The 14,259-nt window shown below is 29.4% G+C and carries 14 protein-coding genes; 8 read left to right on the top strand and 6 right to left on the bottom strand.

The window, feature by feature from the left end:
- Position 1: 1 nt before the first annotated feature.
- Complete coding sequence (locus tag CDLVIII_RS18165; RefSeq protein WP_009170924.1) at positions 2–691, bottom strand: helix-turn-helix domain-containing protein; 690 nt, start codon at positions 689–691, stop codon at positions 2–4.
- Positions 692–792: 101 nt separating this feature from the next.
- Between CDLVIII_RS18165 and CDLVIII_RS18170 the strand changes: the two genes are divergently transcribed.
- A complete protein-coding gene (locus CDLVIII_RS18170) occupies positions 793–1,479 on the top strand; it encodes a YjjG family noncanonical pyrimidine nucleotidase (RefSeq protein ID WP_009170925.1) in 687 nt (228 codons plus the stop codon).
- Between the two features lie 79 nt (positions 1,480–1,558).
- Here CDLVIII_RS18170 and CDLVIII_RS18175 read toward each other — a convergent pair whose 3' ends face one another.
- Entirely contained in the window at positions 1,559–2,320 is a 762-nt protein-coding gene (locus CDLVIII_RS18175) for a DnaJ domain-containing protein (RefSeq protein ID WP_009170926.1), read from the bottom strand.
- A 276-nt stretch (positions 2,321–2,596) separates the two neighbouring features.
- Here CDLVIII_RS18175 and CDLVIII_RS18180 point away from each other — a divergent pair, with 276 nt between their 5' ends.
- The 4 genes from CDLVIII_RS18180 (at position 2,597) to CDLVIII_RS18195 (ending at position 6,976) form a co-directional block, all read left to right on the top strand.
- Positions 2,597–3,058, top strand: coding sequence for a GtrA family protein (locus CDLVIII_RS18180; RefSeq protein ID WP_009170927.1), 462 nt, complete (start codon positions 2,597–2,599; stop codon positions 3,056–3,058).
- 43 nt (positions 3,059–3,101) lie between these two features.
- Positions 3,102–5,246 carry a glycosyltransferase family 39 protein gene (locus tag CDLVIII_RS18185; RefSeq protein WP_009170928.1) on the top strand — a complete coding sequence of 715 codons (2,145 nt, stop codon included), beginning with the start codon at positions 3,102–3,104 and terminating at the stop codon, positions 5,244–5,246.
- A gap of 71 nt (positions 5,247–5,317) precedes the next feature.
- Positions 5,318–6,286, top strand: coding sequence for a glycosyltransferase family 2 protein (locus tag CDLVIII_RS18190; RefSeq protein ID WP_009170929.1), 969 nt, complete (start codon positions 5,318–5,320; stop codon positions 6,284–6,286).
- A 207-nt stretch (positions 6,287–6,493) separates the two neighbouring features.
- Positions 6,494–6,976, top strand: coding sequence for a hypothetical protein (locus CDLVIII_RS18195; protein ID WP_009170930.1), 483 nt, complete (start codon positions 6,494–6,496; stop codon positions 6,974–6,976).
- Between the two features lie 60 nt (positions 6,977–7,036).
- On the opposite strand, the gene CDLVIII_RS18200 is transcribed toward CDLVIII_RS18195, so the two are convergent.
- Positions 7,037–7,663, bottom strand: a complete 627-nt coding sequence (locus CDLVIII_RS18200; RefSeq protein WP_009170931.1) for a hypothetical protein — start codon at positions 7,661–7,663, stop codon at positions 7,037–7,039.
- Positions 7,664–7,745: 82 nt separating this feature from the next.
- Complete coding sequence (gene larA, locus CDLVIII_RS18205) at positions 7,746–9,035, bottom strand: nickel-dependent lactate racemase (protein WP_009170932.1); 1,290 nt, start codon at positions 9,033–9,035, stop codon at positions 7,746–7,748.
- 189 nt (positions 9,036–9,224) lie between these two features.
- Between larA and CDLVIII_RS18210 the strand changes: the two genes are divergently transcribed.
- Complete coding sequence (locus CDLVIII_RS18210; RefSeq protein ID WP_009170933.1) at positions 9,225–9,884, top strand: superoxide dismutase; 660 nt, start codon at positions 9,225–9,227, stop codon at positions 9,882–9,884.
- 212 nt (positions 9,885–10,096) lie between these two features.
- Here the strand turns inward: CDLVIII_RS18210 and CDLVIII_RS18215 are convergent, their stop codons facing one another.
- Positions 10,097–10,933 carry an alpha/beta hydrolase gene (locus tag CDLVIII_RS18215; protein WP_009170934.1) on the bottom strand — a complete coding sequence of 279 codons (837 nt, stop codon included), beginning with the start codon at positions 10,931–10,933 and terminating at the stop codon, positions 10,097–10,099.
- Positions 10,934–11,221: 288 nt separating this feature from the next.
- On the opposite strand from CDLVIII_RS18215, the gene CDLVIII_RS18220 reads away from it, so the two are divergent.
- Positions 11,222–11,491, top strand: coding sequence for a DUF2325 domain-containing protein (locus tag CDLVIII_RS18220; protein WP_009170935.1), 270 nt, complete (start codon positions 11,222–11,224; stop codon positions 11,489–11,491).
- 112 nt (positions 11,492–11,603) lie between these two features.
- Here the strand turns inward: CDLVIII_RS18220 and CDLVIII_RS18225 are convergent, their stop codons facing one another.
- On the bottom strand, positions 11,604–13,238 hold the full coding sequence (locus tag CDLVIII_RS18225; RefSeq protein ID WP_009170936.1) for a hypothetical protein: 1,635 nt from the start codon (positions 13,236–13,238) through the stop codon (positions 11,604–11,606).
- A 327-nt stretch (positions 13,239–13,565) separates the two neighbouring features.
- On the opposite strand from CDLVIII_RS18225, the gene CDLVIII_RS18230 reads away from it, so the two are divergent.
- Positions 13,566–14,246 (top strand): 4'-phosphopantetheinyl transferase superfamily protein, encoded by a 681-nt coding sequence (locus CDLVIII_RS18230; RefSeq protein ID WP_009170937.1) that lies wholly within the window; start codon positions 13,566–13,568, stop codon positions 14,244–14,246.
- Positions 14,247–14,259: the final 13 nt, after the last annotated feature.

Here is a 14,259-nt window from a genome sequence, read left to right on the forward strand (position 1 = left end):
ACTATAGAGATTTTATGTAAAAATTTTTTGATAGTTCCTTAAGTTCTTCTCTCTTTAATATGTATATCTTCCTATTCTCACATTTTATTATTGCCGCTGCCTCTAATTCTTTAAAGGTTCTGCTTAAATGTCTATAAGTCGTACCTAAAAATTGAGAAATTTCTTTATAGGATGAGTCTAAAATTATGCAATTTTCACCTGTCAGGTGCTCAAGTAAATAGCTAGCCAATCTATTAATAAGAGGATATACATAATTATAAGAACTGTTATTTATTGTCCCATCAAGCTTTTCACTTAAGGAATCTATCAAATGATGAAGAAAATTGGTGTTATCCATATAATGTTTTTTAAGAATAGCTGTTGGTATTGCAATTAAATATGTATTTTCTATAGCCTCAACATTGCATTTTATAGGCTCATTTTTTAAAAATTCTAAATCTCCTATATCAACGAAATCTTTATAAAACTTTAAAAACATTGATTTTCCGTTTTCAAAAAGGTATGATATTTTCACTTTTCCATCTACAAGCATATAATAATATTTCAGTTCTGTTTCTGCTTCTAATATAAGCTCTCCCTTTTCATAAAAATTAAGCTGTACATAATTAACTATATTTTTATCAAAAATTCTTTCTATTTCATACTTAATATAATATTTATATAAGAGATCTTTATCTAATATTTTTTTCATAAATCCTCCTTAAAATACGACATTTGTCCTATATAAATTTGCATAACTATGGTAACTTATATATTAAGCAAAGTAAATAACTAAAACTTAGGAGGCCGTTTATGAAATACGAAATTATACTATTTGATGCAGATGAAACATTATTTGATTTTAAGAAATCTGAAAGACAAGCTCTAAAGAATGCAATTCTTGACTTTAATATAGATTATGATGAAAATTATCATCTGAAAATTTATAATGAAGTAAACACAGCTATATGGAAAGAACTTGAAGAAGGTCTTATTACCCAAGAGAAATTAAAAATTGAAAGATTTAAAAGATTTTCTGACAAATTAAATATAAAATTTGATGAGGTTCTATTTTCAAAATTCTATGGAGAGCATTTAGCTAAAGCGTCATTTCTATATGAAGACAGTATATCCTTAGTAGAAAGTCTCAGCAAAGATTACAAGTTAATCATGGTTACTAATGGTCTTAAATATGTACAAGACAATCGAATAGGTAAATCTTCCATAGCAAAGTTTTTTAAAAATATAATCATCTCTGAAGAGGTAGGTGTATCAAAACCCGACCCCAAAATATTTGAACTAGCAGTAAAAGGTATAAATTACACAGATAAAAGTAAACTCCTTATGATTGGAGACAGCTTAACTTCTGATATACAAGGCGGAATTAATTTTAATATTGATACATGTTGGTATAATCCAAAAAAACTTGTAAATAAAACTAACTTCATACCAACCTATGAAATATTTAATCTGCTGGATCTTAAAAATATACTTAATTAAATTTATATGGCATTAACTATAGTATTTTTTTAATTTATGTTAATACGTCGCTTTTGATTCTTATTTTCCAGCTTCAGACCTACTTTCCACGAACAAAACCTTTTAATGTATCATTCATTTTTTGTAAAATTTTCAATACAAATTTTAAGATATATGGTAAAAAGAATGATGTAAGTAACACTAAACCAGCTAAAATCAATATATTATAATTTATAGGTTGTCCTAGCTTAACCTGATATAAGTGTATTGCTCCTGCAGATATAGACCCAACGATTAATATTTTAGTTGCTATCCATGAAATTATATTTATAATCTGGAGTAATAATATTATTACTGATAATACTGCTATTACTGGTAAAGCTAATATTTTAAAGGGCAGCATAAGCAAATTTAATACTGATTTATTATTATTTTTAGAATTTTTTTCAGCTATTTTTTGTCTTCTGCCCTTTTTTTCTTTCTCACCATTTAATTTATTTTTCTTATCTTCTTTTTTTGAAACTCCATCTTTGGTAAAAGTCTCATTTCTTCTACCAGCTCTTCTATCTTTCCTCTTAGAATCATTTACATTTAAATAATTAGGACTTTTATTATTATCCTCTAATTCTTTTTGCACTTCCTGTGGCTTCATAATTAGTGTTGTATTTTCATCCTTTAATATATTTTTTTCAATGCTATTTAAAGCTTCATATGCCTCATCAAATGTCTTTAAAAATTGCTTAAGCCGTTTTTCATTGACTACTTCTTCTTTTATCTTCTTTACCTGTTTTTCATAAGCTTCTTTTATTTCTTCTTTTGATGCATTTTTATCTACACCTAATAATTCATAATAATCTGTCATGTCTTCACTCCATCTAATTAAATCTTAATTGTTACTCTGTTACTTATTAAAATATTATACCGAAAATAAAATTAATTTACAGTATTGCTTTCAAATTATACTATTACAAATTTACTTTTACAAGGAATAAAACAATGTTACCGTTATATTTAAATTTTGTAACTAAACTGTAACATTTCCGTCACTTGGCTGACAAAATTAAAACTTATTATAAGTACATAAAGACAATATTCTTAAAATTGATAATAAAGTACGTCAAGTTAAGGAGCGAATCACATGACTATTGTAAAAAACATTTACAACACCTTTATTCATAATACAAACTATAAAAATCTTATACGGTTTTGTTGTGTTGGATGCTTAAACACTATGTTTGACTTTGGAGTATTTTCCTTGCTAAATAGTTTTTTTGGTATTAACTATGTTATAAGTCAGGTAGTGTCTTATTCCAGTGGTACCTTAAACAGTTATCTCTGTAACAAGTTTTGGACATTCAATGATGCAAAAACAAATAAGAAGACTACAAAGGAAATTATTCAGTTTATTGTTGTTAATTCAGCTTCACTAGGTGTAAGTTTAGTTGGCTTAAGTATATTAATGAAAGATAATTCTATAAATCCTTTTATATCAAAAATTGCTGCAATGATACTAGCTCAAGTAGTTAATTTTTTAGGTTATAGATTTTGGGTTTTTGGGAAATCTGAAAATTTAAAAGCCTGTACTAACAATTTAACCTGATCATTATAAAAACTGTATATCTTTAATTTAGGAGGAAATTATTGTGACAGAAAAATTGAAACATAAAACGGAAAACTTTGGGATAGGAATAATTTTATTGTTATCTATAATATTAAACTTTGCCAATTTAGGTATAGAAGGAAATGCTAATACTTATTACTCTGCAGGTGTAAAGAGTATGATGATGAGCCTTGAAAATTTCTTTTTTGTATCTTCTGACCCTTCTGGTTTTGTAACTATCGATAAGCCACCAGTAGGTTTTTGGCTGCAGACTATATCTGCAAAAATATTTGGCTTTAGTGGATGGAGCGTTATCCTTCCACAAGCACTTGCTGGAGTAATTTCTGTATGGATAATTTATTATCTTGTAAAGAGATCTTTTGGAACTTTAGCTGCATTAGTTGCAGCATTGTGCCTTGCAACTACTCCTATTTTTGTAGCAGCAGGTAGAAATAATACAATTGATAATCTACTTGTTTTATGTCTATTACTTGCATGCGTCGCTATTTCTCGAGGCGCTGAAGAAGGTAAATTTAAATATCTTATATTAAGCTTGGTACTAGTAGGTATTGGCTTTAATATAAAAATGGTTGAGGCTTATATGTTGGCTCCCGCAATCTTTATAACATATTTTCTTTCAACCACAATACCTTATAAAACTAAAATTAAACATCTTTTTGCTGGTGGAATAATTCTTCTTGTAGTATCTCTTTCATGGGCTTTAATTGTAGATTTAGTACCAGCAAGTGATAGACCTTTTATTGGCAGTAGCACCGACAATTCTGTTATGGAGCTAATTATAGGTCATAACGGTTTAGAAAGAATAGGTCTAGGTGGAAGAAATGCTCGTAAAGGTACTGATGATCAATCACAAAAATCAAAAAATCAAGACAGTACCAAACAAGATCAAGACCATGCTTTAGGGAATAAGGAGCTAGCATTACAAAATCAAGATTATGGATCACTAAATCAAAATCGTGCACCACAAAGTCATGATGGTTCATCACAAGATTATTCTGGTACATCGCCCGATCAAATGCCAGCAGGTAGAGGCGGTATGGGCAACAATTCAAAAACCGGTATTACAAGATTATTTACTTATAACAATTTATCAGATCAAATATCTTGGCTTTTACCATTTGCCATAATCGGGGCCATAATTGCAGCACTAGAAGAAAAGATTAGATTATTCCGCTTTGATAATAAAAGAAAGCTATCATTACTATTATGGTTTACATGGTTATTGCCTGAATTTATATACTTCAGTTTTTCAAAAAATGTAACTCATACGTATTACTTAACAACAATGGCTCCATCCATTGCAGCTTTAACTGGAATTGGACTTTCAGCCATGTGGAAACTTTATAATGAAGCAGGCTTAAAAAAATTGATTTTACCAGCAGTATTTGTCGTAAATGGGCTTATAGAAATACTTATTCTATCTCCTAATTATAAAACTTCAAATAGCTATAAAATTACACTTATAACAACAGGAATTTTATGCATAGGGGCATCTATAGCATTGATTATAAATGCTATCATAAGAAGAAAAATTTCTATTCAGCCTGAAAAAACATTTGGAAAAAAATCAAATATAGTACTGACTAGTATTGCTTTTATCGGCATCTTAACTGCACCTTTTGTTTGGTCTTCTACTACTCTATTTTATCCAATGAATGGAAGTAGTCCTGCTGCGGGCTTGGAACTTGCATCAGGACATCAAAATAGGAATTTCGGTAACAGCAGCAATACAAAGCTTATACAATTTTTAGAAAACAATAAACAAAATGAAAAATACCTTGTTGCAGTCCCTTCTGCAATGACTTATGCTTCTGATTTAATACTTAAGACCGGTGAACCTGTTATGACTATAGGCGGATTTAGCGGATCAGATCAAATAATCTCTCTAGAAGAATTTAGGCAATTAGTTGCTGATGGTTCTATAAGATATGCACTAATTAATGGTGGAAATCGTATGGGAGGAGGCTTTGGAGGTTCTAATTCAAATAGCCAAATTACAAACTGGATTGCTGAAAATGGAAAGCTTGTTCCAGATAGTGAGTGGAAAGATTCAACTACTTCAGATATACAAAACAATAATCAAAAATTCGGAGGTTTTGGCGGTGAAGCTGGATCAACTAAACTATATGATTTAAGCGGACAATTTGAAACTTCATCTATCAATTAACTTAATTTAATAGAAACATTTAAATACACAAAAAACACGAAAATATTGTATTTTCAATTGGAGGCAATTTTATGAACGATACATTATACCTAGTAATTCCCTGTTATAACGAAGAAGAGGTTTTACATGAAACAGCTAAAAGATTAATAAAAAAAGTTACTACTTTGATGAAGAATGAAGTTATCTCTAAAGATAGTAAAATCCTTTTCGTTAATGATGGTTTAAAAGATAAAACTTGGAATATAATAGAAGAGCTCCATAATCAAAATAATATATTTTCTGGTGTTAATCTTTCTAGAAATAGAGGACATCAAAATGCATTACTTGCGGGACTTATGACCGCTAAAGAATTTGCAGATATGACCATATCACTAGATGCAGATCTTCAAGACGATGTGAATGTTATAGATAAATTTGTGGAACAATACTATGAAGGAAGCGATATTGTTTATGGCGTAAGGTCCTCAAGAGAAACAGATACATTTTTTAAAAGAACAACAGCCTTAATTTTTTATAAATTAATGAATAAACTTGGCGTTGATTCTGTTTATAATCATGCTGACTATCGTCTTATGAGTAGACGTGCTTTAGACGGTTTAAGTCAGTTTAAAGAAGTAAATTTATTTCTCAGAGGTATAGTCCCTTTAATCGGATACAAGTCTTCTATAGTAGAATATGAACGCCATGAAAGATTTGCAGGAGAATCTAAATATCCATTAAAGAAAATGCTCGCTTTTGCTTTAGATGGAATTACCTCTTTAAGCATAAAGCCTATAAGACTAATTACACTTCTTGGATTTTTCATAGTCTTATTTAGTTTTATAGCATTAAGTTATACTTTTATAGTTAAATTTTTCGGGGAAACTGTGCCTGGCTGGACTTCCCTAGCTCTTTCTATTTGGCTTCTTGGCGGTATTCAGCTTTTATCCCTTGGAGTTATAGGAGAATATATTGGTAAAATATATAATGAGACTAAGCAAAGGCCAAGATATATCATTTCCGACAAGTTAATTACTAATGATCAAACAGATATACTATAGGCTGCTACCAATAAGCTAATATACTAGTAAATAATATAATAAAAAAACTATGGGCATGAGCTTTAAATTATATAGGGTTCATGTCCATTTTGTTCCCTGCTGAACTTTTTATAATAGTTCCGAATATAATAGTTTAAATACTCTTTTAAAATTTTCCTTTTAGAAAATCAAAATTATACCAAAGATTAAAAAAGGAGATGTTATACCATGGGGAATAGCCCTAATACCATGTATCCTAAGGCGCCTAATTCTCTAATTATAAAGAGTAGCAACGGAGGCTTCATCGATCTTGAAAATATAAATTACCAGAACATCGTTGTAGCCTTAGACGTTGATTTTAATAACAGAAACTTATCAAATGTTAAGTTAGATTTCATTTGCAATCTATATGTTAATCTTGCAGCAAACGACTGGATTGAATTTGTTCTTTCATTATATCGATATAAGAATGAGGAAAATTTTGAACTATTAACCTCAGTTCCTTATAAGATAATTTTAGGTGAAGAAGTTCCTGAAGACGGAACTTTGGTAAATATATCTTTAGAAAAAAATGATTTTATTACCTTTAGCTATTTTGATAGCAATACACTGCCTAAAAAATATAGATATGTAGTTAAGGTTGAGCTTAATTATATAAGCGTTGAAGCAGCTCAAATTCAATCAAGTACTCTCAGCCTTATTGCTCAATAAAATTATACTCATATACTTTTTCCTTCAATTAATGCATTGATTAAGTATATGAGTATTTTTTTAGTTATATAATTTATATAATATTTCAGTAAAATGTTGAACATGTGTTGCAGTAGCTATTTCTGGCTGCAAACTGAGTTTATGAGTTTTTGGATTAATCTGCATTATAAAATGACCATATACTATTTCTATTACTTTACTAGGACTGTATTTATAGCTTAAAAACTCACTATATTTATTACTTGTCACAGGATTTCCGTTCTTATCCTTATAAGTGAAAGAAACAAATGAACCATTATGAGTATCATAATTTTTGCTTCCCTTTTTTATTCCATAATAGCAAAATACATTTTTACTATCCATTATTTTAGCGTTTATAATTGGACGATGATGGTACTTGGTCTTGAATTTATTGTGGTAAAAATAACTTACATTATAAAAATAATAGGTATCAAATTTGAAAGGTGTACCATTTGCATCAATACAATGATTTACTATATATCCTGGACCATCATTACCTACTATTTTACCATTGTGGATTTTTACATCTCCACCTTCCTTATATAAAACACCTATTTCTTTTCCATAATCGCTCTTCTTAAATACACTATTGGAACTCGCCGCTCCTACTTGAAGCTGTTCTAACTCCTCAGTTTTATCTTCCTTACTTTTTTCTTGCTCCTCCATGATAACTTATCTCCTCATTATGAATTTCTTACTGTACATGATATTCATTGATAAGGAGACCTGTACCACACTGGAGGATTAATCAAACTAGCTTAGGAAGAGTAGTTGCTCCATGAGGCATAAGGTTTACTGTAAGATTTTTATTTTCGCCTTCATAAGCAATTTTAAGTGCATCTTCCAATGTTTTAGTCAAAATAATTTTTGTATTCTTAAGTAAAACCGGATTAATTTCCGAAACTAGAATTAATTTATACTTTTCACCAGTCTCACAGAAAAAGTAACCAACAAACTTTGAAATAGTATAATGTTCTCTAAGATCTTTTTCTCTATCAAGCATATTATCAAAATTTAATATCATATCCTTAATATCTTTAATTTCTCCAATACCTTCACTACATTGAGCAAGTACTATTATAGTGCCCCCATCTACTACTGCTTCTTTTGCATTTATTAAGGTTTTTATAGATTGATAAAGATTTATGTCCTTTGGTGCCCCTCCTGCACTTGCAATGACTATATCAGATTTCTTCTTTATATTAACACCATCAATACTGTCTACTAATTTTCTTCCCGCTTCATGAGCCGTTATATAATTTCCTGAAACTGCGCCAGCTATATTACCATCTGGTCCCATTATTACATTAAACATAAAAGATGGTTTCACCATAGCAGCTGCCTGCATCATATCATCGTGTATAGGATTTTCTATAATATTACCCGAACATACCTTTTCTCTTGTTCCACTTCCAAGTCCTTCATTTAAAGAAAGTGAATGATTCATAGATATTGTCTTAAATGAGGAAATCCCAGGAAGTATTGACTTTTTCCCTCCTGACCAACCTACAAGGAAATGATAAACAATCGCCCCTGTAATAACTATATGATCACAGTTAACAGCTTTTTTATTTACTTTAACAGGTGTTCCATAGGTTGTATCCCCTAGATATACCATGTTCTCTTCATCAAAACAATCATGATCATAAACTTCAAACCTTTTTGAAAGATTTTCCCCAAGAAGTATTTCATGTTCTTCCTTTGTTTGTTTCCTATGTGTGCCCTGAGCAGATAGAAATACAATATCTTCATCCTTAACTCCGCCTGCATTTAACTCCTCTACAATTTTATATAAAAATTTATGTGGCTTTTGCCAGCTTCTTGTAATATCTGAAATTATTACACAAACGGTCTCCCCTTCATGAACTATATCTTTAAGCCTATTACTGTCAATAGGATTGCATAGTGCCTCTGAAATAATTTCATCCTCTGTCTTATCTTTTTTAAATGAGTTGCTTTCAATTACCTCAAGAATATTTTTTTCTTCAATAAAAGCCTTCATATCGCCTTGTCCATATTTCATATTAATTTCTTTCATTTATAGCCCTCCAATAATCAAATTATCACTTTTTTTAAATATATATTGATAATTTTATAAGTTTTTTTGCTTATTTTTAATATAATACAATATATAGCCATAGTCAATAAATGCATCTATTTATATCTGCATTCACAATTAAACCTTTATTACATAGTATATAATGATATATTTTGCAGGAGTGATTTTATGTATAATATACAAGCTCAACCATATGATTTTAGATCAGTTCAAGGAATATCAATGAAACAACTTAATGAACATTACAAGCTTTATACAGGTTATATAAATAAATTAAATGAAATTTGGAATACTCCCTATACGCCTGATGATTACACTGGCAGCAATGCAACATATTCAAAAATGCGCTGCTTAAAACTTGGAGAAACATATGCACTAGATGGCGTAAAACTTCATCAGCTTTATTTTGAAAACATGATCGGAGGTAATAATACTCCTAGTGGTCCTATACTTAATTCTATACTAAAACAGTTTTCTTCTTATGATAATTTTATATCCTATCTTACAGATGTGGGCTTATCTATGAGAGGCTGGGCCGTACTTTCTGTTGATTCTATAGATAATAGTCTTCATATAATAGGAAGTGATGCGCATGATGTTGGCGCTGTATGGCTTTCTTGCCCAATATTAGTTATGGATCTTTATGAACATGCATATTTCATGGATTTTGGTACTGATAAAGGAAAGTATATATCAACATTTATTAGGAACATAAACTGGAACGTTTTAAATGATAGGTTAAGAATACATGGATCTTTAACACCAACTATGACTCCCCAAAGAATTAACTACTATCCTTTTGAATTTTGCAATTTATCATTTATTTAACTTATGTAACTAATATTGGACACACAAAGTTCAACATTGTATGTCCAATATGTTATACTAAGTTTAATTGCTGCACCATTACTATTAAATTTATGTCCATATATACCACTATCATAATTCTATCATCATATGAGAGCTAGTCTATCTTATCTTATTTAAATATTCCGACAGTAATAACTTCTTTTTTAAGCTCTCTCCATATTTTCATTTTTCTAAATCTTTATAGCATTTATCCAATTAAGTATATTGGTGAATATATCAATATTTAATATTTCATTATGAAGAGAATGATATAGTCCTTTCCATAACTTAAAAGTAGTCAAATTAGAAGGTGCTTTTTTTATAAATGTCTCACTTGCAATATGAGAAGTGATTTTATCCGAATCACCATGAAAAAGCAGTAATGGAATGTCAAGATTTGACGCATTTTCTATAGCCCACTCACCGGTCTTATATGCATTAGTAAAAAGCGATGCCGAAACAAAATTATGTACTAAAGGATCCTTCTCCTGATTTGTTGCAATATTAGGATTATGTGATAAATTAGCTCCGTTAACTACATTATCAACAATAAATGAAGGTTTAATCTTACTCATTAAAAATGTGAAATATAATTTTATTCTTGATGGATTAGAATATAGTCTTAACCATGGAGCACTTGCTATAACTCCAGCTATATCCGGATGATATCTAAGCGCATAATTTAATACTTGATTTCCTCCAAAACTATGTCCATATAAAAATATAGGGAATCCTTTAAACTCTTCCTTAGCTATATTTAAAAGCAATGATATATCATTCATTAGAGCTTCATATGAAGAAATATGCCCTCTCTTACCATCTGACTTTCCATGACCTCTTAAGTCAAAAGCTAAAATGGCAAAATTATTGTTGGCAAAGAATCTCACTAACTCTTTAAACCATCCGCTATGATCCCCCAATCCATGAACTAAACATATTACACCTTGTACATGGCCTTCAGGCACAACTTCTCTAAAAAATAACTTAATTTTATCATCTGATATATGAAAAAATTCACGTTCTGTCATTTAAGATCCCCCTTATAATTAAATTCATTTCATAGTAACCCTATATGTTTTGTTGTCATTATAGCATTCCTATCTCTTGCTGTCTATAATTTATATCTTATAATAAATAATTTCTTATTTGTAGTTGACAAAATAAATAAAAGGCACTATATTTAATTTATAGTATTTCTATCGGATTTATAAGGTTATAAAATATTAAAATTTTAGTACATAAACATGATATAAAAAACTCCAATTTTAAAAGTTATATATTCAAAAATATAGTTGATAAGGAGGTAAAAGAATGCTATGAAAATTATGATAGTTGGCGGGGATAATATCAAGATGATAAGTTTCCATCTTTATGAAGAAGGCTTTTATATTGTTAAACATATAAGTGGAAGAAAAAATAATCATAAATGTGCAGAAATACCTGTGAATATTGATATAATAATAATTTTTATTGATTATGTTAATCATAAACTATCTGAACATATAAAAAAAGAAGCAAAAAAGCTTGGGATAAAAACCGTCTATTCAAAAAGAGCCTGGTCTAATGTAGCAAGCGCATTAATATAACATTGTTTATGAGGTTTATAGTCTTTCACATATATTCATGTAAAAAAACTAATGGGACTTCAAAATCTTAAACGCATAAAATACATCCTCTACCTTAGACCAGTACAGTTAATTACCTTTCACTTAATATGTTCTCAATCATGATTTTTAAATTTTTACCTTCTTCAAAATCTGAATCTAAACTCAAAGATTTTTCTGTATATTCAAGGGCTCTATCAATTTCTTGTAAGTTATAATAACAAAGTGCAATTTCATAATTAGTTTCCGGGCACTCTCCATAAAATTCCAAGGAAGTTTCAAAAAACTTTAAGGCATCCTCATCGCGTCCTAAATAACCTAATATGGATCCAAAGTAATATCCTAAATCTCCCTCTTCACCAATAGGAAAATAATATTCGAAAACCTTATTGATAGAATCAATTAGTTCAGCCTTGGGGAAGTTTTCTTCAACCTCTATTCTTTCAAGCAATATATTATATAATTCAAGTAAAGTTCTTGCATCCCATACTGTAAACCTAAGGAATGTTAAAAGTTCTCTTGTAGTTAAAGACTTACTTAAAGGCATAACTGCTTTTTTCATGTTATAGAAATCATCTGGCCCTATAGTTTCAATAACCTCGTTATAAGCCATTGAAGTCTCTATAAACTCATGCTTACTCTCGCTAAATAAAAACAGTGATACATTTATATTTTCATGTTCATATAAACTATGTATTGCTTTTCCACCTAGATCTTTAAAATATAACTCTATAGCATGGAAATTAACTGTCATAGAAATACATCCATGCTTTGATAAAAATGGATGATAATTTTTATACATAGCCTCTTCATTTTTATAACCTTTGTCAGCAGATATTAGAATTATGTCACCATTAAATAACCTTCTTAATCTTGAAATACACCTTAAACCAATTATTGGCATATAAAATGCTGTATCTTCTAAAGAATTTTTATAATATAAAAGCACATTATTAAAATTTTCATCTTCATAATAATCATTTCCTTCAATTTTCTTATCTGAATAATAATAATCCAAACCTGAAAGAATTGATTTATCTTCAGGATCACCCTTTTCCTCTGGCGACGTTACTGTAATTAGTCCTTCAAAAAGTTCTCCAGAGTTCACATAAAAAGTATCTTGAGGAAGACTATCAAAGGTATAATTTGCAAATAAAATCAAAGGATTTTTCATTTTTCCACTTGATAAGGTTTCCCCACTATATCTAAGCTTAACCTCATCATCTTTAGCTATGTCAAAAGTTGCACAGTCAAGTACTCCCGATTCAAAATAAGGCTTTAAAAAGCTGTGACTTTGCCAATATTCAATATTCCTCTCTGCAAAATCAGTTACAATATATTTAAACTTTATACCTCTTAATGAAGAATTTTCAATCATGTGTAAAAATCTTTTTAAAAAAGTATACGTAAACCTTCCAACTCCTGCCGCAAGCTCCATTATGTATATTACACTATCTTTATTTATATCTTCTCTCGAAGCATAATCTCTCAAATATCCAAAAACAGTTTTGGCATATTGATTTGCAATATATGTGTTTGTTGTTATGTATTGAGGTACTATTCCTTTAATCCATGCCTCTGGACCTTGATTCTCAAAAAAATCCGACTGCAATTTCCATAGCATTGACTTAGATAATGGCATTTCTGACTCAACTATAACTCCCGGCTTCTCCTTATCTTTCAAATTATCAAGCCTTGTGATGTTATATTTCTTATTTTTTTCTACCAAAATAATTTCCTCCTAAAGTATAAATAATAACTATATTATAAATTTCTGTACCATTTCATTAAGCCTTTTGCAACCTCTGTGGCTGTTAGGCCACTTATTCAAGAGCTTTTTTAGTTTTTGTAATGATTTTACCCTAATTTGTGCTATTTTTCAACAATCACTAGATAATTTCTTTACATTGTACTTTCTTCTACTGATAAGGCTAATTATAAAATGGTAATTTAACATTGTAATTCATGAATTTAACATATTTCCCTGAACTAGTTTCTTATTTTATGGTAGAATAAGTTATATACTTAGTAAATTTGGAAGGATCTTAAAATAATAATGAAAATATATGCATTAAATATTAGTAAAAATATTTCACCTTTGCTATTTAATAAATTTATATCTTTTGTATCAGTAGAAAGACGTGAGAAAACAAACAAATTTATGAGAAAAGAAGATGCTGATAGATCTCTAGCTGCGGAGATTTTAGTTAGACATGCTTTAATCGAAAATATGAAAATAAAAAATGAGGATATATTATTTGGCTATAATACATATGGAAAACCCTATTTTGCGCATACTCCGCCTATTTACTTTAACCTTTCCCATTCCGGAAACTGGGTAGTATGTGCCATTAGTGAGCATGAAGTAGGTATTGATGTAGAAAAAATTGATGAAATTGATTTAGATATTGTAAAATCTTTCTTTGCCAAAAAAGAATATTCTGATCTTATGGAAAAGGATGATTCAGAAAAGAAGGAGTATTTTTATGTATTATGGACACTAAAGGAAAGCTATATTAAAGCTCGTGGCAGAGGTTTAAGTTTAGATTTACGTTCTTTTTCTATTAGTATGAATAATGATGATAATATTATATTTGAAGCTCCAAATGACTGTGAGAAGTATTTCTTTAAGCAATATGATATAGATAAAAATTATAAATTATCTGTATGCACATCTCATGATGCTTTCCCTAACGAAATTATTTTTAAGACCTTAGATGACTTACTTATATATTAATATTTTTAAAATT

The sequence above is a fragment of the Clostridium sp. DL-VIII genome, from assembly GCF_000230835.1.
Classification (GTDB): domain Bacteria; phylum Bacillota; class Clostridia; order Clostridiales; family Clostridiaceae; genus Clostridium.